Genomic DNA, 19,793 nt, shown 5'->3' with positions numbered 1-19,793 from the left:
TGAACAGTCCGGCGCGATCTGCGCACCGGTCAGCGAAAGGGATCTGAAAATGGCAAAAGTCGCATTTCTTGGCCTGGGCGTCATGGGCTATCCGATGGCCGGGCACCTGCAGGCTGCAGGGCATGAGGTCACGGTTTACAATCGCACCGCCAGCAAGGCTGAAGCCTGGGTTGCGCAGCATGGCGGCGCAATGGCGACAACGCCACGCGCTGCGGCGGAGGGTGCGGATTTCGTGATGGCTTGTGTCGGCAATGACGACGACCTGCGCATGGTTTGCACAGGGGAAGATGGTGCCTTTCACGGCATGTCCGACGGCGCGATCTTTGTGGACCACACCACCGTCTCGGCGAAGGTGACGCGTGAACTCTGCGAGGCCGGTCAGGCAAAGGGCATCGCCTTTGTTGATGCTCCGATTTCAGGCGGTCAGGCGGGTGCCGAGAACGGTGTGCTGTCGATCATGTGCGGCGGGGATCAGGCGGCTTACGAAAGGGCCGAGCCTGTGATGCAGGTCTATTCGAAAATCTGCCGCCGCATAGGCGACAGCGGCGCAGGTCAGATGACCAAGATGTGCAACCAGATTGCCATCGCCGGGCTGGTTCAGGGTCTCAGCGAGGCGCTGCATTTTGCCGAGAATGCCGGGCTTGATGGCCGCGCCGTGGTCGAAGTGATCAGCCAGGGTGCCGCGGGCAGCTGGCAGATGGCGAACCGGTATGAGACCATGCTGGACGATCATTTTGAGCATGGCTTCGCAGTAGACTGGATGCGCAAGGATCTGGGGATTTGTCTGGAGACCGCGGATGAAACCGGGGCATCCTTGCCTGTAACGGCTTTGGTGGATCAGTTCTATAAGGATGTGCAGAAGCTTGGCGGCGGACGTTGGGATACGTCATCCCTGTTCAAGCGGTTGCGCACTTTGGGGTGATGACAGGGGGGCTGTCTGCCCCCCATCGCGCCTATGGGCGCGCTTCCCCCCGAGGATATTTTTGACCAGATGAAGAAGATCCCCTTTTGGGGAAAGTTATGGGGTATCGCATGAGCGATTTGAACGCATGTTGGGCCGGCAAGCTGCGTCAGCACTGGGGGCTGGATGCGCGGTTGACCCGGTTGGATGGGGAATATGACCTCAACTTTCTGGTGCGGGCGACCAACGGTCAGGATTATGTGCTGAAGGTGATGCGGGCGGGGTGCGAGCCCGGGCTTGTCGATTTGCAGATCAAGGCACTGGAACATATCGCCTCTGCCGCGCCCGGCTTGCCCTTTCCAAAGGTCTTCGCGGATATCTCGGGTGCGATGCTGCCCGTCATTGCTGACGAGAGCGGCGCCGAGCGGCTGGTCTGGTTGCTGGAACGGCTGCCGGGCGAGTGTTATGCGCGCAGCGCGCCCAAGACAGACGATTTGATCCTGAAGCTGGGTCGCGTGTTGGGCGCGACGGATCGGGCGCTGGAAGGGTTCGACCATGACGGTCTGCATCGCGAAGGGTTCAAATGGGACCTGATGCAGGCGGGTTGGATTGCCGATCAGTTGACTGTGGTTGGTGACCCGGCGCGGCGGGCCGTGCTGCAGGACGTGGTGGCGGAATTTGAGGCCATCCAAAGCCGCCTTGATGATCTGCCCGGGCAGGCGATCCACAATGACGCAAATGATTACAATATTCTGGTCGAGGGCGAACTGAGCGAACGCCGCAGTGTCTCGGGCCTGATTGACCTTGGCGACATGTGCTCCGCGCCGCGGATTTGCGATCTGGCGATTGCCGGGGCATATGTGGTGCTGGATCATCCCAAACCTGAACGCGCGCTGGCTGCGCTGGTGCGTGGCTATCATGCCGCCAACCGGTTGCGTGCGGATGAGGTCGACTTGATCTGGCCCTTGCTGCGCATGCGGCTGGCAGTGTCCGTGGTGAACTCGACTCTGATGGCGGTCGATAATCCGGACGATCCTTATGTGACAATCAGCCAGGCCCCCGCATGGCGGTTTCTTGAGAATCCTTCGGTCAATGGCGGGTTGATGGCGGCGCGGCTGCGTGCGGCCTGCGGCTTGCCGGTGGTGGATGGTGCTGAGCGCATCCATGCCTATTTAACAGGCCATCGCGGACAATTTGCGCAAATGTTCGGGCAGGATTTGGGCGCGACCCCTATGGGCTCGCTCTCGGTAGAAAACGCGACCTGGCCGCAGAACCCGTTCCACATGCCGCTTGATGAGGCCGCGCGGGTGGGTGAGGAATTCGGCGAGGGCCCGTGGCTGGGATATTACAACGAACCCCGGCTGATCTACGCGGAACCGGGTTTTCGCAAAGGGCCGTGGAAAGCCTCGGACCGGCGGACGGTGCATCTGGCGGTGGATGTGTTTACCGCAGCCGGGACGGTTTTGCACGCACCGCTCAGCGGGCGGGTCGAGGCGGTCGAGAACCGTGATGCGCATCTGGATTATGGTGGCGTGGTAATCCTGCACCACGAAACGCCTGAGGGTGATGCATTCTATACGCTCTACGGTCATCTGGACCCCGAGGTCTGTGACCGATTGAAACCCGGCGATCCGGTCGCGCAGGGGGCGGCTTTTGCCCGGTTGGGGGATGCCACGCAGAATGGTGGCTGGGCACCGCATGTGCATTTCCAACTGGCGCTGACCACCGAAGGTATGCAGGCCGACTGGCCCGGCGTGGCCGACCCGGACGAGTTGGAGCTGTGGAATGCGGTCTGTCCTAACCCGGCCGCCCTGTTGAACCTGCCGGATGACAAGGTCGCGTATAAGCCAACGGACAAAAACGCGATCCTGCAAGGGCGGCGCGATCACTTCGGAGGCAATCTCAGCCTGACATATGATGACCCGGTCATGCTGGTGCGTGGCTGGAAGCATCACCTGTTCGACGAATGGGGCCGACCCTATCTGGACGCTTATAACAACGTGCCGCATGTGGGGCACGCGCATCCGCGCATTCAGGCGGTCGCGGCGGATCAGTTGAAGCGGATGAACTCGAACACCCGTTATCTGCATCCGGCGCAAACCGCGTTTGCCGACAAGATATTGTCGAAACTACCCGACCGGTTCGAAGTCTGCTTCTTCGTCAATTCCGGGACCGAGGCCAATGAGTTGGCGCTGCGTCTGGCGCGGGCGCGTACAGGGGCGAAGGGGATCGTGACGCCGGATCACGGCTATCACGGCAATACCAACGCGGCAGTGGCGATCTCGGCTTACAAGTTCAACAAACCCGGTGGCGTCGGCAAAGCGGATTGGGTGGAACTGGTTGAAGTCGCGGATGATTATCGCGGCGCGTTCAGGCGCGACGATCCCGACCGTGCCAAAAAATTCGCAGAGCTTGTCGACCCCGCGATTGCCGCTTTGCAGGAGCGCGGCCACGGTATCGCCGGATTCATTGCTGAAACCTTCCCCTCGGTCGGGGGGCAGATCATTCCCCCCAAAGGCTATCTGCCTGCGGTGTATGAGAAGATCCGGGCGGCAGGCGGTGTCTGCATAGCCGATGAAGTGCAGACCGGCCTGGGGCGGCTGGGCGATTACTATTTCGGCTTCGAACATCAGGGCGCGCTGCCGGATATCGTGGTGATGGGCAAACCCATCGGCAACGGGCACCCTCTGGGTGTGTTGGTCACCACCAAAGAGATCGCGCAGAGTTTTGACAACGGGATCGAATTTTTCTCGACCTTCGGCGGATCAACTCTGTCCTGCCGCATCGGCAAAGAGGTGCTGGACATCGTCGATGACGAAGGGCTGCAGGACAATGCCCGCGCCATGGGGGACCGCCTGATGGAAGGGCTGCGGCAGATCGAGTCAGATTTCCCTCAGGTCGGCGATGTGCGCGGCATGGGGCTGTTTCTGGGGGTTGAGCTGATCAATCCCGATGGCTCGGAAGGCAGCGAAATCTGCAGCTATGTCAAAAACCGTATGCGCGATCATCGTATTCTGATCGGCAGCGAGGGGCCGAAGGACAATATCCTGAAAATCCGCCCGCCGCTGACGATCGAGGCCGAAGATGTGGACATGATCCTCTGGGCCTTGCGCGATGTGTTGTCTGAAGTTGGCGATTATGCGCCAGAGCCCTCCTGCGGTCACGATCATCATCACTCAGGCTGCGGCTGCTGCTAATAGAAACAAAACCCCGGCGAAATTGCCGGGGTTCTGAATATGCCGATCAATGGAGCACCGAACTAGGGGGGTGATGCCCGGTCGTCGGCAGGGGGATTGTTGCGGTCATACGGCGCAGGGCCAGGCCCAGTTCCTCTGACAAAGACGCCAATGCGGGGGCGAAATCGGGCCTTACGATCAATGACGCCATCATCATCGCATCCTCGCGTGCGCCTTCAGATGCAGCGGCGATCATCTGGGCAAAGCAATTCTCATCCGCCCCAAGACAGGCGCAACCCAGCCCATGCCGGACCAGAGGTCGCCGACCGTGATGGGCACAAAGCGAGCAAAGACGATCCAGCGTCAGCATAGCGGCCCGACCGTGATCCGCGCCCAATGCGATGTCAAAATCGCTGGCCGCATTGACACGCCCGCTTTCACCGTCCCCCCACAGGCGCAGATACATCACCGCGCCCGCCTCGATCGGGGTCAGATCAGACATCCGACCCACGGCGGCACCGCCGCGCGATGCGTGTGCGCTCATTTCGTCAGGATCAATTTGCCGGCGCGGGTGATGCGCAGAGTGTAAAGCTGATCACCCAGCTCGATATGGGCGAGGTTGCCGCCATTGGTCAGATCCTCGGCCTTGTGAGCGGGCAGCATTGAAACGGCATAGCTTTGGGTCGGGTTGGGGGTTTGCATATTCATCGGGCATCTCCAGAGCGTTGATGGCACATTGCCTTGTCGATTCGTGGTTCGCTTAATCTGGCTGACCCGGAACTGGGCTGGCTTTCTGTTCTTGAGTCTTAATCTGATAAAAATAGTAAGGTATGTCAATCCCCCATTTTCAACCCCTACCTGTTGCACAGGTCATCGCTGCGCCATAGGTCTGGGTCAGTATTGAACAAAGACGGTTTGGAACATGGTAGCGGCAGTTGTATTTGATTTGGACGGCACTCTGGTGGACAGCATCGCCGATATCGCAAACTCGGCAAACCGGATGCTGGCCGATCAGGGGATTGCCCCCCTGCCCGAGGAAACAATCCTGCGTTTCGTTGGCAACGGCCTGCCCAAGCTGGTCGCGCGGGTGATCGACCATTGCGGGCTGGACCGGGATCGCCATTCAGAACTGACCCAGCTTACGCTGCACCACTACAACGCCGCTGCCTGCGACCTGACGACCCCTTACCCCGGCGTTCACCAGGCGCTGGACCAGCTGCGCGAGATGGGGTGTGTGTTGGGCGTCTGCACCAACAAACCCGAAGAACCCGCGCGCCATGTTCTGGACGCCCTGAACCTGTCACACCACTTCGATACCGTCTTTGGCGGAGACAGCCTGAACACCCGCAAACCCGATCCCGCCCACTTGCATGCCAGCTTCGAAGCCCTTCCCCACATCGGGCCACGGATATTCGTGGGCGACAGCGAGGTGGATGCGGAAACCGCACAACGGGCCGGGGTACCGTTTCTGTTGTACACCGAGGGTTATCGCAAATCGCCGGTGGCCGAGATGCACCATACGCTGAGCTACAGCGACAGCGCAGCCCTGCCGGATCTCGTGCAGCAGATTCTGACGGAAACAGACCACCTGGTATAACCCCAAAAAAGACGAGGGGCCGGCCAAGGGGGTTAGAAGCCAGCCCCTCTTCGGGGGAAATCTGTGAGAGTGGTATGGGCGTGCTCGCCCGGTGGTTAACAAAGAATTAACGCATCCACTTCAGAGACGACATTGGGGGTTTCCCGTAGATCGGCATTTATTTGCGAAAACCCCAGCAAAATAACGTCCATTCAGGTGCGTTTTGCGACCTACCCGGCCGACAGATCGGCGGCGGCGCGCGCGATCACCAATTCTTCGTTGGTGGGGATGACCATCAGCTTTACGCGGGACATATCGGTTGAGATGATTCTCTTGTTGTCATCATTGGCATCGTGATCCAGCTCAATCCCAAGCCAGCCCATGTCCGAACAGATCCGGTCGCGGATAAAGGCCGAGTTTTCGCCGATCCCGCCAGCGAACACGATGGCATCGAGCCCGCCCAAAACCGCGGCCAGTGCGCCCAGTTCCCGACGCGCCCGAAAGGTGAAATAGTTGATCGCATTGCGCGCGCCCGGCATGTCCGAGGCTTCCAATGTCCGCATATCCGATGTCAGTCCCGAAAGCCCCAGCAATCCTGACTTGCGATACAACAATTCAGTGATTTCCGCAGCGCTCATGCCTTTCTGATCCATCAGATACACGACAACACCCGGATCGAGCTGACCGCAGCGTGTCCCCATCGGCAGTCCGTCGATGGCGGAAAATCCCATGCTTGACCCGACCGAGCGACCGCCCATCATCGCGCACATGGACGCACCGTTGCCGAGATGGGCAACAATGACCCGCCCACTGTGGATAAGCGGCGCCGTTTTCCTGAGGTGGTCCGAGATGTAGTCATAACTCAGGCCGTGGAACCCATAACGCCGGACGCCCATGTCATAATACTCGGTCGGCAGTGCAAACGTGTCGTTGACCCACGGGTGATTGCGATGGAACGCCGTATCGAAACAGGCAATCTGTTTGGCGTTCGGGAACCTGTCGGTCGCGGCGCGTACGCCATTCAAGTTGAACGGCTGGTGCAGCGGTGCGAAGGGCTCGTACTGTGCCAGCAGGTTCATATTGTCCGGCGTCAGCAGGATCGGCCTGTCATTGTCCGGCCCGCCATGAACGATCCGGTGCCCGACCGCGGCAACCTCGGCAGAGGGGAACCGGCGCTGGATCAGGTCCAGTACAAAGTCCAGCGCTCCTGCGTGATCATGGACATTTTCCAGATCCTGATCGGCGACCACGCTGTCATCAGACATATGCGCGCTGATACGCGCCGTAGGGCCGCCGATACACTCGACCTCGCCCGAGCAGATCAGAACGGGATCAGGCTCACCTCTGGCGAACAGCCCGAACTTGAGCGAGGACGAACCCGCATTCAGCGTGACGATCTGAACCATCAGGCCCGTGCCGACATCCGCGCCGCATGCAGGGCCGCCACAGCGCACGAAGCCAAGCGCGATTTGTCATCGTCCGAACGGCTGGTCAGGATGATCGGCGCCTTCGCACCAAGCACCACGCCTGCCGCCTTGGCACCGGCAACAAAGCTGAGCTGCTTGAACAGCATGTTGCCCGCGTCAATATTGGGCGCGACCAGAATTTCCGCCTGCCCCGCGACCTCCGAAACGATACCCTTGGTACGCGCAGCAGCAAGGCTGACGGCATTGTCCATAGCCAGAGGGCCATCGACCAGCCCGCCCTTGATCTGTCCCCGTTCCGCCATCTTCGCAATCAGCGCAGCATCCATCGAGGACCGGATCGCCGGGTTGACGGTTTCTACAGCGGACAGGATAGCGGCACGCGGCGTTTCGAACCCGATTGATTTCGCCAGATCGATCGCGTTCTTGGTAATGTCGATCTTGGTTTCAAGATCTGGCTCGATGTTGATGGCCCCGTCGGTGATCAACAAGGGTTTAGGCTGACCCGGGACATCCATGACAAAGACATGCGTGAATCGGCGCCCCGCCCGCAGGCCACGTTCACGTCGCATGGCGGCACGCAGCAAGTCGTCCGTATGCAGATGCCCTTTCATCAGCGCTTTGGCCTGCCCGTCGGCCACAAGATCGACGGCCTTGTTGGCGGCTTCGACATGGCTTTGGGCAGGAACGATCTGAAAATCGCCCAGTTGCACGTCGAGTTCACGGGCGGCGGCGGTAATCTTGTCGGGGTCACCAACCAGAAACGGCTCGATAATCGATTCACGCGCAGCCAGCAGGGCACCGCCCAGCGAATTGGGATCTTCCGGTGCAACCACAGCCGTCGGCATCGCCGCCAGAGGCCGGGACTGTTCCACAAGCGCATCGAAGTGCCGGTGCCGATGAACGACAACGTCGGGGATATCAATCTTGCCAAATGAAAGCTGCCGCTCGGGCGCGACAACCACAGCCGTACCGGAGACGACGGTGGCACCGTCCAGTGGCCGGGTTACCTTCGTGTCCAGAACAACTTCGCGGTTCTCGCGCTTTTCGATGACCGTAACGCGGACCAACAGCTCGTCCCCCGCAAAGGCATGCGTCGAAAATTCGAGCGTCTGTGACTTGCACAATGCCCCCGGCCCCGGCAGCGTATTGCACAGCACTGCCGAGATCAGCGTACCGATGAACATATCCGGTGCTATGGCTTCGTTCAGAAGATCTCCGTCGCCGTCTTCCTTGGACAGATGCAGGGGGTTGTGGTTCCCCGAATTCAAAGCGAACACATAGAAATCGTCCGCATTGCAGGTCCGCGTCAGTTCGGCAGTGTCGCCTACGTTCAGCTGATCAAAGGTCTTGTTGTGGTATTGCATGTCCAAACTCGGCAAGGTTGTGATTTGGGCGTGACACCAGGGACGGGTCAAGCCCCGGCATATCGGGCTGCCACCGAGCATTAAGAAATTTCCCAAGGATTTCCAGTGTCGAAGCAGAACTGGCCCTATTCAATTGGACAATGTGGGAAGTGTCCGGCTAGGGCGCGAAATCCGCTGGCACACCAAAGAGCGGCGTATCGAGCGTTGTCCCTTTCAACGCCGCCAGAAACGCTACGAGGTCTGCGATCTGTGTATCGGTCAGTTCCACTGGCTCGATATCGATCTTCCGACGCTGGCGCGCCATCTCGAACCGGTCCTGCCAGACGATGAAATCCACCTGCTCCAGCCACGCCACTTTCGGAAGTGCCGCCATAGCGGGGGTCCAGGATGCAAGGCTTTGTGATGGGTTCAAATGGTGCCGAATGATCCCTTCCAGATCTGCAAAGGCGCCGTTGTGCCCAAAGGGTGCCGTTTCCGTCACGTTGCGCAGCATCGGGGTGCGAAAGCGATAGGCGTCTTCAAGCCGGTTGCTTTCGCCCATGCGGCCCACGTCGCGGGCATAGGGGTCCCACTGGCGGGTCTTGCCGGGGCCGAAGGGCGGTAGGCCAAGCGCGTGGAATTTCTGATCGGACAGCAATGGGCCTGAATGACAGCCCGAGCATCCCGCCGTGCCAAAGAACAGCGTCATGCCATCCTTCTGCTGCGGCGTCAGGGCCGTGTGATCCCCGGCCAGATACTGGTCGAACGGACTGTCGGTGCTGCGCCATTCCAGCGCCATGAAAGCAGCCAGCGCATTGGCGATCTGGGTGATCGAGATATCTTCGGTCGTATCGACTTCGTCAAACGCCTCGACCATGGCAGGACCATAGCGCGGATCGGTGCGCACGCGTTTGGCAAGGATCGGCCAGCCTTTGTCGATGCGGTCATGCACCGCGCCGGTGACCTGATTTTCAGCCACGTTCCCGGCCATCTCAAATTGTGAAGTCAGCGGAAACAGCGCCTGTGCGGCGAGTAATGAGTTCAACCCGTCCGGCAACCATTCCTGCGCAGGTGAATTGAAGCCGTTGCCATAGACGTCAGAAATGCTCAGACGACCATCGTGAAAGACCGTATGGATGTCCCTGGCCCCGAGGTTCCAAAGCCCCGGAGAATTGCGCGGGATGCGTTTGCGAATCCTGTCCGCACCGGTGCCCGGCGTGCGGTCTGGTCCCAGCCCCTGCCCGCCCTCGCCAATGCCCAGCGACAGCCCGTCCGAGGTGCCGAAATCCGGGTGGTGGCAATGGGCGCAAGAAATGTTCCGGTTGCCCGACAGGATCGGATCGTAAAACAGTTGATGACCGATGGCGGCCTGTTCCATATCAAAGGAGATAAAATCTTCATCGGTCAGCGGGCGCGGCAAACTCTGTGCGCCTGCGGTCTCGGCCAACAGGAAAGCAACGCCATGCGCCAGTTTGTATTTGCCCTTTGCCTGTTTGCATCCCCGGCGCTGGCTGAATTGGAACAGGCGCGCGATCTGATGGAGGCCGGGGAGTTCAAGGCCGCGCGCGAGGAACTGCTGCCAGCAGCGCGGTCCGGCAATGCCGAAGCCGAGGAACTGATCGGCGTGATGTATGGGCTGGGCCTTGGGGTTGAGCAGGACTATGAACGCGCGTTCGAATGGTATTTGCGCGCCTCGATGAAGGGTCATCCGGGGGCGCAGTCTGGCGTCGGCTGGTACTATGAGCTGGGTCTGGGCATGCCCGCGCCCGATCTGGTGCGGGCTTACATGTGGTACACGCTCAGCGCGATTGGCGGCGACCCCGATGCGGCGATCAGCCTTGAGGAGGTGGTCAAGAAGATGTCGCCGGAGCAGATCGAAAAGGCGCATGTTCTGGTCAACGACTACAAAGGGTGGATGTACCCGTTTCGGTGAGGGCCGGGCCATTCAGCCCGACCCAACAGCTTAGTTCAGGTCCGCATCGCGGGATGCGTTCACATCCGCCTCGGCCGCGGCAACAGCGTCGGTCAGCGCCCCAAATATCTCATCCCCGCGGGCCACGTTGGACTGGAACCAGTCATAAACCGGGGTTGCGGCCTCTTTGAACGCAGCCTTCTGATCGGGTGTCAGCACATATAGGTCACCGCCACCGGCGACGAAATCCTCATACGCCTGGATCGACTTGCGCTTGGGCGAGGCAAAGGTGGCCTGCTGCAGCGCATAGAAGCCGTCGACAACGACGCGGCGCATATCCTCGGGCATCTCCTGGAACTTGGCGTTATTCATCCACCACAGCGCCCCCATGTAAGCGTGGCCGTCCAGCGTGACATATTGCAGACCGGCGTCGGGGAATTTCATGCCCATAATGTCGGTGATACCGTTCTTCGATCCTTCAACCACACCGGTCTGAAAGCTGGTGAACAGTTCCGGCCACGGGATCGGAGTGGGCGATGCGCCCAGCGCCTTGACCAGCTCCTGCGGCAGATCGGCGACCACGGTGCGGATTTTCAGACCTTCCATATCGGCAGGCTCGGCAATGCGGCGCTGCGTATTGGCAAAGTTGCGCCAGCCGCCGGTGTTGCCAATGGTCATCAGACGGATCGCCCCGCCCGAATCCTCAAGCGCCATATCGCGCATGGTGCGGGTGAAATCACCCGACAGCACATGCTCGGCTATGCGGTCGTCGGCCATCAGATAGGGCAGATCCAAAACCTGCACGTAAGGAAAGATGCCCGACGCACCGCCCGAGGTTGAGATGTAGATGTCGATGGTGCCGTCGGCCACGCCCTGCAGGCATTCCGCGCCGTTCGAACACAGCTGGGTGCCGATGAACAGCTCAACCTCGATGGCACCGTTCGATGCGGCCTCGACATAGTTCTTGAAGACGACCAGACCGTCATAATCCTCGTCATTTTCGTTCGAGTTGGCGGTGGCGCGCAGCGTGTAATCTGCGGCTGTGGCAGCCATGGCGGATGCGGCCACCAGCGATGTCGCCACCGCTGCGGATTTGATGAAGTCTCTGAGCATGCGTTTCCTCCCTGTGATACTCAGTTGGCAAATCCCGTTATCCTCGGGATCGTCATGGATAATGCGGGGATGTAGGTGATCAGGAAGATCACGATGATTTCGACCGCCAGAAACGGCAGGATCGCCTTGGCAATGGTTTCGACCCGTTCCCGCGACACGGCGGCGGCCACGAACAGGACCAACCCCATTGGCGGGGTGGCCAGCCCGACGGTCAGATTGACACTCATGATGATGGCGAAGTGGATCGGGTCGACACCAAGGCTGGTAAAGATCGGGCCAAGGATCGGACCAAGGATGATGATCGCCGGGCCCGCGTCCAGAAACATGCCGACGATAAACAGCAGCAGATTGATCAGGAACAGCAGGATCAGCGGGTTTTCCGACAGGCTGAGGATCAACGAGGCCAGTTGTTCCGGCGCGTGGCTGAGGCTGACAACCGTCTTGAACGCCATCGCTGCTCCGACCAGCAGAAGGACAACTGCCGAGGTCATGCCTGCATTGCTGAGCACCTCGGGCACCTCTTTCCAAGTCAGCGTGCGCAGAACGAAGAATCCGATAATAAAGGCATATCCTACAGCAACCGCGGCGGCCTCGGTCGGGGTGAAGATGCCACCCAGAATGCCGCCCAGAATGATCACCGGCGTCATCAGCGGGAAGAACGCCTTCAAACTGGCCTGACGACGCTCGGGCCAGGTGTATTTGCGACTGGCGACGGGGAAGTCATACCGGTCGGCCATCAGTTTGATCATCAGCATCAGGCCAACGCCGACCATCACACCGGGAACGATGCCCGCCAGGAACAGCGCGGCGACGCTTTCGCCCATCACATAGGCATAGATGATCATGATGCCCGAGGGCGGGATGATTGGCCCGATCACCGAGCTGGCCGCCGTGATCGCGGCGGCGAATTTGCGGGTATAGCCCTGCTTCTCCATCGCCGGGATCAGCATCGAACCCAGCGCCGAGGTGTCGGCCACGGCAGAGCCGGACAGGCCTGCGAACAGGATCGAGCTTAGCACGTTCACATGCGCCAACCCGCCGCGCAGGTGGCCCATCAAAGCCTGTGAAAACTCGACGAGGCGAATGGTGATGCCGCCCCGGTTCATCAGCTCTCCGGCCAGCATGAAGAAGGGGATCGCCATCAGCGGAAAGCTGTCCATACCGTTATAGACATTGCGATACAGCAGCGTGATGTCGTTAGTCTGACCGTTCAGCCACAGCAGGATACCGGGCGCGGCCAACAGCGCGAAAAACACCGGCAGGCCGATCAGCAGGAAAATCAGGAAGGTGGGCAGGAACCAGATCAGCATCTATTCGGCCCCCACCGCAGCGTCAGGAATTTCGGGCAAAAGATGACCCCCGCCTAGCAGAGTGATGAAGGATCGCAGGATCAGCTCGATATTGACCGAGATCAGCAGGACGATACCCACCAGCAACGAGGCCATCATCCAGCTGCGCGGTATGCGGAACCATTCGTCGAACCCGAAAGAAGTGGGCAGATACAGCGCGGCAGTGGCGAATTTGCCGCCAAAACCGGTGACCTCGGACCAGCCGATGTTGACCGCCACCAGCAGCACGGCCAGCGAGATCAGCAGCAGGAACAGGTTGAGCGTTTGCCCGATGAGGCGCGGCAGAAACCGTTCCAGCATGTCGATCGCGACAAACCCTCCGCGTCGGAATGCGGTCGGGGCCATCAGACCCGTCATCCAGAGCATGCAAAACCGCGCGGCCTCGTCCGGCCATGGCAGGGCGTTGCCCAGAACGTATCGGAAGAACACCTGATTCAGGATTGCGATCACCATAAGAGCAATCGCAACAATGCCAACCGCGCGGCCCAGACGCAGCACGGTTTCGTTCACGAATGCAATCGGCGCAAGCACCGATGCCAGTCCGCCCATGCGGATCCTCCCTTGTTCAGCCGCGGTTTTGTCCCGCGATCGTCAGAACGCGCTTATGTCTTCGCGAATTGGCCGAGTTTTCCGGCATAAAAGGTCAGCGCGTCTCCGTCGCTCATGCTGGCCTTCAGGACTTTGCCCACGACGATCACATGATCGCCCGCGTCGTGATAGGCATGTTGTTCGCACTCGAACCGGGCCAGACAATCGGGCAGCAGCGGTGTGCCGTTTGCGCAGCGCTCGTGCCGGATGTCCCGCAAGGCGTGGGCGTCTTTGGAACAGCCAAAGCACAGCTCGGCCTGTTCCGACGATAACACGTGAACCGTGAAATGCCGCGCCTTGTGGAAATAGGGAAACCGGCGCGAATTACGATCCCCCGCCCACATGATCAGGGCCGGATCCAGCGACAGGGATGAGAAACTGTTGGCGGTGATGCAGATCGGACCATCATCGCTGTCACAGGTCACGACAGTCACGCCGGTGGCAAACCGACCAAACGCGTCGCGCAGAGTTCTTGTGTCGTCCTTGCCCGGCACAAAGGTATGGGCCATATCGCGCGAAATTGCATTCATCACGGCACCTCATGCCCCAGTGCCGCCTCATAAAGGCGATACCAGCTTTCACGATCCAAAGTGACCTTCAATGCGTCCGAGATGCGTTTGATCCGGTCCGGATTATTGGTGCCCAGCACCGGCAGGATATGCGCCGGATGCGCCAGCAGAAAGGCCACGGCCACGGCGGCACGATCCACGCCGAATTCTGCAGCGATTTCATCGGCAACGACCCCGACCGGAGGGTTCCCGGCCATCAGCAACCCGCCCCCCAGCGGCGACCACGCCATTACGGGATGCCCGTGCTGCTGGTGAAAGACCAGATCGCCATTTGTAAACGGGCTGATCTCACCCAGAGAAATCTCGATCTGGTTGGTCACAAGCGGCGTTTTCATCGCCGATTGCAGTAAGGTCCAATCCCACGGACGGAAGTTTGACACACCCACTGCGCCGACCTTGCCACTGGCGACAATCTCGTCCAGAGCAGCCCCGGTTTCATGGTGATCCATCAACGGGTCGGGGCGGTGAATCAGCAGCAGGTCGATATGGTCGATGGCCATTTCGGTCAGAGACGTATCGACCGAATTCAGGATATGCGCACGCGAGGTGTCATAGTATTTGACCTTCGCATCCGCATAGCGCCCGACCGGGGCGATGATGTCACATTTGGTGACAATCTCCATCTTCTGACGTAGGCCCGGGTTGGCACGCAGGGCGTTGCCCAGAACCGCCTCGGCCGCGTATCCGCCATAGATATCGGCCTGATCGAAGGTGGTAATGCCCTGATCCAAACAGGCCTGTATCTTGGCCTCGACATGGCTTGCCGAGGTATCGCTGTCATCGCCCAGACGCCACATGCCATAGACAAGGCGGCTCATTTCCAGCGTGTCAGACAGTTTCACACGTTGCATCAGCGGCGAACTCCGTTGCCCAGCGGGGTCGCCGGGGTTGTTGCGGGCACGCGCCCATAGGCTTCGGGCAGCGAACAGGTTTTCAGGTGGGGCAGCACGCGGGCACCGAAATGCCGGGCCTCGTCCATGTGCGGGTAACCCGAGAAGATAAAGGCGCGGATGCCCATCTTCTGGTATTCCTCGATCTTGGTCATCACCTGATCGGTCGACCCCACCAGCGCCGCGCCGCAGCCCGACCGGGCGCGTCCAACACCGGTCCACAGGCCGGGTTCGACATAGCCGTACTCATCCGCCAGATCGCGGTTCTTGGTCTGATGCGCCACACCAAGCGAGGTCGCATCCAGCGCCCGTTCGCGAATGGCGCGGCCATAGTCGTCATCCAGTTTCGAGACGATGTAATCCGCATATTCCTGCGCCTCGGCTTCGGTGTCCCGCACGATCATGTGGACGCGCAGACCATAATCCAGAGTGCGGTTGTAGGTTTCGGCCACGGCGTGGACGGCCTTCATCCGATTGGCCAGTTGATCCTTGGTTTCCGGCCACATCAGGTAAACGTCGCAATGCTCGCCACACAGATCCAAGGCGGATGGAGAATAGCCGCCAAAATAGAGCAGCGGGCCGCCGGTCTGATAAGGCCGCGCCGGATCGGTGGTCAGACCCTCGAAGTTGTAGACATCTCCGGCATGGGTGATCTCATCCTGTGTCCAAGCCTGTTTCAGAATCTCGACCACTTCGCGCGAGCGTTGATAGCGGAACGCGCTATCGGCTTTTTCGCCCGGGAAATCGGACGAGATGATGTTGACCGTCAGCCGCCCCTTCAGCATGTGATCCAGCGTCGCGATGGTGCGGGCCAGCATGATCGGCTGCATCTCGCCGCAACGCACGGCGGCCAGCAGATTGATCTTTTCGGTAATTGGCGCACAGCCCGCCACAAAGCTCAGCGTGTCCTGACCGACCTGATATGAGGACGGGCACAGGATGTTACGAAACCCCTGCGCCTCGGCCTCTTTCACTATGCCGGAACAGTGGTCCCAACTGGATCGCAGATCGCCTTCGGGCACACCCAGAAACTGATAGTCATCAGAGCAGAGCGCCGCAAACCACGAGACCTCAGCCGCATCCAGATCGGGGGATGTGATGGGGACGATGGTCATTTGATTCACGCTCCGTGCATCTTTTACTTTTCTCTTGCGTAGCAACCACATTGATGTAGATCAATAGTGTATCAATTTTTCCTGCGACCGAATGAAGCGCCTCAAATGCCCCCCAACAGCCGAAACCCCAACGCCCTGCCGATCTATGTCCAGATCTCGGAACTGCTGATCCGTGATATCGCGGCAGGCCGCCTGATCGACGGCGAGCGCCTGCCGCCCGAACGGGAGATGGCTGCCGGGTTGCAGGTGTCTGTCGGGACGCTGCGAAAATCCCTCGCTGAGCTAGAGAAAAAAGGCATGTTGGAGCGTGTTCAGGGCTCGGGCAACTACATTCGCGAGACCGGAACCCAGAACAGCGTGTATGCGATGTTCCGGCTGGAGCTGCCCGAAGGCGGCGGGTTGCCCCGCGCTGATGTCCTGTCGGTCGATCATCTGCAAAAGCCCGCTGATCTGCCGGAATTCGGCCAGTCGAGATTTGGATCGCGGGTGCGCCGGATGCGCTATCTGAATGACACAATCATCGCGGTCGAGGAGATATGGCTGGACGAATCAGCGGGTCAGATCGACCGGAACCTGCTTTCAGACTCGCTGTATCGCTATTATCAGCAGCAACTTGGCTTCTGGATCACCCGGGCCGAGGATCGCGTCTCGGTCGGCGCCCTGCCCGATTGGACGCCCCGCGGCTTTACCAGACCCGCAGGCCAGATCGCAGGATATATCGAGCGGTTCAGCTGGTCGGAAAAGCCCGAACCGGTCGAATTCTCAAAGACGTGGTTCGATCCGGATCGGGCCACCTATGTCCAACGCCTGAAGTAAAAGGAAACACGCATGACCCGGACCATCCATTACGGGCTGATCGGATGTGGCATGATGGGGCAGGAACATCTGCACAATATCGCTCTGCTTGAGGGCACGCAGGTCGCCGCCATCTTCGAACCTGATCCGGAGATGGCGCAAAAGGCGCAGACCATCGCACCGGATGCGCGGATGGTCGCGTCGCTGCAGGAGCTTCTGGCGGTTGCTGATTTGGATTGTCTGGTCATTGCCAGCCCCAATCATCTGCACGTGGACCAGTTGTTTGAAATTGCTACGACCCGCCCCCTGCCTTTGTTGGTCGAGAAGCCGCTGTTTACAGATCCTGCCGATCTTGATCGGCTTGAAGCGTTGGAGCGCGACTACCCGCACCCGATCTGGGTGGCGATGGAATATCGCTATATGCCTCCGATCGCTGCCCTGATCGACGAGGCGCAGGTGACAGGTGGTATCAAGATGCTATCGATCCGCGAACACCGGTTTCCGTTCCTTGAGAAAGTCGGCGACTGGAATCGTTTCAACCGCAACACCGGTGGCACCTTTGTCGAGAAATGCTGCCATTTCTTCGACCTCATGCGCCTGATCCTGCAATCTGATCCAGTACGCGTTTCAGCAAGTGGCGGCCAGTCGGTGAACCACTTGGACGAGACCTATGCGGGAGAAACCCCGGATATTCTGGACAATGGCTATGTCATCGTCGACTTCGCCTCGGGCGCGCGGGCAATGCTGGAACTGTGTATGTTCGCAGAAGGATCGCGCTATCAGGAAGAGATTTGTGCCATTGGCCCCGCCGCCAAGGTCGAGGCCCTGATCCCCGGGCCCGGCCGTTTCTGGCCCGAACATCTGGGCGAGGCTCCGGTACCGCAACTGATCGTCAGCCCGCGCGATCCCAAAGGCCCGATTGCCCGCGACATCCCGGTGGACCCCAAGCTGCTCGCTGCCGGGGATCACAACGGATCAACCTACTATCAGCACCGGGGCTTTCTGGAGCTGGTGCGCGCAGAGCGCGCGACCCCGGATGTTTCTCTGCGCGATGGGCTCTGGGCGGTGCGCGTTGGGCTTGCTGCGCAGCAATCGGCAGAACATGGAGAGACAGTGACGCTTTCGCGGTAACAGTCACTCAGCACGGGGCGGGATTTCTCAACGGTGATTAAGTTCTTGCCAAGCCGGCACCGGCTCAGTCCTTTGTCAGTTCCACGGCGCTGTGAACGGGTGGAACCGGGCCTTTCAGCAGCATCAGCGCAAGCACCATCGCGGCCGCCGCGGCAATGGCTGCCACAAGCATTGCGCTGTCAAACGCATTGTTCTGAAGGTCGCGCAGCGCCTTGGCCAGTTGCGCACCGGTATCAGGGTCCAGACCGGCAATCAGTTCCTGTACCTGACTGGGTGTGCCGTGTGTCAGTGCATGGGCAAGATCGGTGCGCTGGGTCGATCCTGCGGGCAGGGCATTGATGACCTCTGAAAGCCCGCGCCGCGTGGTGATGGATTCGGCAAGCCCGCCGACCACCGCTCCCAGAGTGGCGCCGAAATACAGGAACGCGTTGATCACGCCCGATCCCTGACCCACATGTTCCTCGGGCAGCAGGCGCAGGCCGAGGCGGGGCAACAGGGAAAAGCCGATGCCAAGCCCCACTCCGACAATGACCAGTTTCCACCATATCCCGGAATAGCTGGTGGTGTTTGTTGTCGTCATCAGCAGCAGAAAACCACAGGCCATGAATCCCATGCCCAGCGCGACCGGCCACTGAAAGCTGTAGGGTGCAAGGAAACGCGGCGCGGTGACGGACACGATGAACATGCTGGCGCTCAGCGGCAGGATCGCGCTGCCTGCATCAATGGCAGAGTATCCGAAGGCGTCGGGCGATTGCACGAAGACATTGAAATAGACAAAGAAGGCAAAAAGCGTGAAACCGGTAAAGAACATTCCCGCCGCTGCCATGAAATAGCGGGGGTGGCGGAAGTATCGCAGCTCGACCAGTGGATCCCTGCTGCGCCGGGAGGTTACGATAAGCGCCCCCACCGCGCAGGCCGAAACAGCCAGAGGAACCAATGTAAGGGCCGTGCCCCACCCCCGGCTTTCCCCATTGCTGAGCGCAAAGGACAGTGGACCCAGAAGCAGGATCATGGCGATGGCGCCGGCATAATCGAACCTTGCATCCGGCTGACGCATGTCCGGAACATATTTGTGTTTGCTGACCCGCAGACCGATTACAAAGGCGATGGAAAGCAAGACCAGATCGGTGGCGAATACCGCCCTCCAGCTGATGTAATGTGCGAAAGCACCGCCGACGATGGGGCCGACACCAATAGCGAGGCCAACAATTGCGCCCCAGGCACCGGTGACGCTTGCGCGTTGGTCCTCGGGTGTGGCGGCGGTCAGGATGGACAGTGAGGTGCCGAACAGCGCCGCGGCCCCTGCCCCCTGTGCGCCGCGTCCGATCAGGATCATCGTCGCATCCTGCGAAACCAGCGCCAGAGACGACCCGGCGGCGAAAACGATCATCCCAAAGAAGAAAACGCCCATCTTGCCGGTGATATCGCCCAGCCTGCTAACAATGGTCACAAGCGTCGCACTGGCCACCGTATAGGCTGCCATCACCCATTGCAGGCCGGACGGGGTCAGATCGAACTCGGCCTTGAGATTGGGAAGAATGGTGGCAACGGCGGTGGTGTTGAACCCGACAACCATCATGCAGATGGCTGTCATCAGCAGCACCAAGCGCGCGCCGCCCGTGTCAGACCCGCCATCGGGTTGAATGTTCGGTATGGCCTCGCCCTCCCGGACAATGGCGCGCACCGCAAAGGTCCGCAACCAGATTAATGCTTGGGCATTAAAGCATTTTTCTGCCTTCAGGCATAGGGCGTCAAATCCGGCAGAACAGCACCAGCAGGAGGGTCGGCAGGCCGATGTTGGTCACACAACCGTTCATCAATGGCTTCCGAACCGGTAACCGCAACAGCCTGAGGCCACGCCCCCGGGATCCCCAAGCCGCACAATCGTCCGCGTCGCCGTCCAGCTCA

At 60.1% G+C, this 19,793-nt stretch carries 18 protein-coding genes; 6 read left to right on the top strand and 12 right to left on the bottom strand.

Translation table 11 applies throughout. The annotated features are described in order from the left end of the window. Window positions 1-43 precede the first annotated feature (43 nt). Window positions 44-922, top strand: coding sequence for an NAD(P)-dependent oxidoreductase (locus ACR0K9_RS05655; RefSeq protein ID WP_480822071.1), 879 nt, complete (start codon window positions 44-46; stop codon window positions 920-922). Between the two features lie 110 nt (window positions 923-1,032). Further along, window positions 1,033-4,098 carry an aminotransferase class III-fold pyridoxal phosphate-dependent enzyme gene (locus ACR0K9_RS05650; protein WP_480821437.1) on the top strand — a complete coding sequence of 1,022 codons (3,066 nt, stop codon included), beginning with the start codon at window positions 1,033-1,035 and terminating at the stop codon, window positions 4,096-4,098. Between the two features lie 46 nt (window positions 4,099-4,144). Here the strand turns inward: ACR0K9_RS05650 and ACR0K9_RS05645 are convergent, their stop codons facing one another. Together ACR0K9_RS05645 and hemP are read right to left on the bottom strand one after the other, a co-directional pair. Then, window positions 4,145-4,621, bottom strand: coding sequence for a hypothetical protein (locus tag ACR0K9_RS05645; protein WP_480530500.1), 477 nt, complete (start codon window positions 4,619-4,621; stop codon window positions 4,145-4,147). Continuing rightward, window positions 4,618-4,785: a hemin uptake protein HemP gene (hemP, locus tag ACR0K9_RS05640; RefSeq protein ID WP_480530502.1), complete on the bottom strand. Its 168-nt coding sequence runs from the start codon at window positions 4,783-4,785 to the stop codon at window positions 4,618-4,620. The genes ACR0K9_RS05645 and hemP overlap by 4 nt, the downstream gene beginning before the upstream one ends. Window positions 4,786-4,999: 214 nt before the next feature. Between hemP and gph the strand changes: the two genes are divergently transcribed. Continuing rightward, window positions 5,000-5,674, top strand: a complete 675-nt coding sequence (gph, locus tag ACR0K9_RS05635; RefSeq protein WP_480821435.1) for a phosphoglycolate phosphatase — start codon at window positions 5,000-5,002, stop codon at window positions 5,672-5,674. 209 nt (window positions 5,675-5,883) lie between these two features. Here the strand turns inward: gph and ACR0K9_RS05630 are convergent, their stop codons facing one another. The 3 genes from ACR0K9_RS05630 to ACR0K9_RS05620 form a co-directional block, all read right to left on the bottom strand. Then, window positions 5,884-7,059, bottom strand: a complete 1,176-nt coding sequence (locus ACR0K9_RS05630) for an acetate/propionate family kinase (RefSeq protein WP_480821433.1) — start codon at window positions 7,057-7,059, stop codon at window positions 5,884-5,886. Further along, complete coding sequence (locus tag ACR0K9_RS05625; protein WP_480821432.1) at window positions 7,059-8,444, bottom strand: bifunctional enoyl-CoA hydratase/phosphate acetyltransferase; 1,386 nt, start codon at window positions 8,442-8,444, stop codon at window positions 7,059-7,061. The genes ACR0K9_RS05630 and ACR0K9_RS05625 overlap by 1 nt, the downstream gene beginning before the upstream one ends. A gap of 157 nt (window positions 8,445-8,601) precedes the next feature. Then, entirely contained in the window at window positions 8,602-9,870 is a 1,269-nt protein-coding gene (locus ACR0K9_RS05620) for a cytochrome-c peroxidase (protein WP_480821430.1), read from the bottom strand. A 15-nt stretch (window positions 9,871-9,885) separates the two neighbouring features. Between ACR0K9_RS05620 and ACR0K9_RS05615 the strand changes: the two genes are divergently transcribed. Then, entirely contained in the window at window positions 9,886-10,356 is a 471-nt protein-coding gene (locus tag ACR0K9_RS05615) for a tetratricopeptide repeat protein (protein ID WP_480821428.1), read from the top strand. 30 nt (window positions 10,357-10,386) lie between these two features. On the opposite strand, the gene ACR0K9_RS05610 is transcribed toward ACR0K9_RS05615, so the two are convergent. The 6 genes from ACR0K9_RS05610 to ACR0K9_RS05585 form a co-directional block, all read right to left on the bottom strand. Continuing rightward, a complete protein-coding gene (locus ACR0K9_RS05610; protein WP_480530602.1) occupies window positions 10,387-11,388 on the bottom strand; it encodes a TRAP transporter substrate-binding protein in 1,002 nt (333 codons plus the stop codon). An 80-nt stretch (window positions 11,389-11,468) separates the two neighbouring features. Then, on the bottom strand, window positions 11,469-12,758 hold the full coding sequence (locus tag ACR0K9_RS05605) for a TRAP transporter large permease (RefSeq protein ID WP_170378746.1): 1,290 nt from the start codon (window positions 12,756-12,758) through the stop codon (window positions 11,469-11,471). After that, window positions 12,759-13,346 carry a TRAP transporter small permease gene (locus tag ACR0K9_RS05600; protein WP_480821426.1) on the bottom strand — a complete coding sequence of 196 codons (588 nt, stop codon included), beginning with the start codon at window positions 13,344-13,346 and terminating at the stop codon, window positions 12,759-12,761. Window positions 13,347-13,399: 53 nt separating this feature from the next. Continuing rightward, complete coding sequence (locus ACR0K9_RS05595) at window positions 13,400-13,915, bottom strand: flavin reductase family protein (protein WP_480530519.1); 516 nt, start codon at window positions 13,913-13,915, stop codon at window positions 13,400-13,402. Then, window positions 13,915-14,805, bottom strand: coding sequence for an aldo/keto reductase (locus ACR0K9_RS05590; protein WP_480821424.1), 891 nt, complete (start codon window positions 14,803-14,805; stop codon window positions 13,915-13,917). Before ACR0K9_RS05590 ends, ACR0K9_RS05595 begins: the two co-directional genes overlap by 1 nt. After that, window positions 14,805-15,959, bottom strand: a complete 1,155-nt coding sequence (locus tag ACR0K9_RS05585; RefSeq protein ID WP_480821422.1) for an LLM class flavin-dependent oxidoreductase — start codon at window positions 15,957-15,959, stop codon at window positions 14,805-14,807. Before ACR0K9_RS05585 ends, ACR0K9_RS05590 begins: the two co-directional genes overlap by 1 nt. A 105-nt stretch (window positions 15,960-16,064) precedes the next feature. Here ACR0K9_RS05585 and ACR0K9_RS05580 point away from each other — a divergent pair, with 105 nt between their 5' ends. Next, the gene (locus ACR0K9_RS05580; RefSeq protein WP_480821420.1) at window positions 16,065-16,775 is read left to right on the top strand and encodes a GntR family transcriptional regulator; all 711 of its coding nucleotides are present in this window, start codon (window positions 16,065-16,067) and stop codon (window positions 16,773-16,775) included. 12 nt (window positions 16,776-16,787) lie between these two features. After that, on the top strand, window positions 16,788-17,885 hold the full coding sequence (locus ACR0K9_RS05575; protein WP_480530527.1) for a Gfo/Idh/MocA family protein: 1,098 nt from the start codon (window positions 16,788-16,790) through the stop codon (window positions 17,883-17,885). A 64-nt stretch (window positions 17,886-17,949) separates the two neighbouring features. On the opposite strand, the gene ACR0K9_RS05570 is transcribed toward ACR0K9_RS05575, so the two are convergent. Next, window positions 17,950-19,569, bottom strand: a complete 1,620-nt coding sequence (locus ACR0K9_RS05570) for an MFS transporter (RefSeq protein WP_480821418.1) — start codon at window positions 19,567-19,569, stop codon at window positions 17,950-17,952. Between the last annotated feature and the right edge of the window lie 224 nt (window positions 19,570-19,793).

The sequence above is a fragment of the Ruegeria sp. L12 genome, assembly GCF_056531745.1.
Note: the sequence above shows the minus strand (reverse complement) of the source record. Positions and strands in the feature narration are given on the sequence as shown.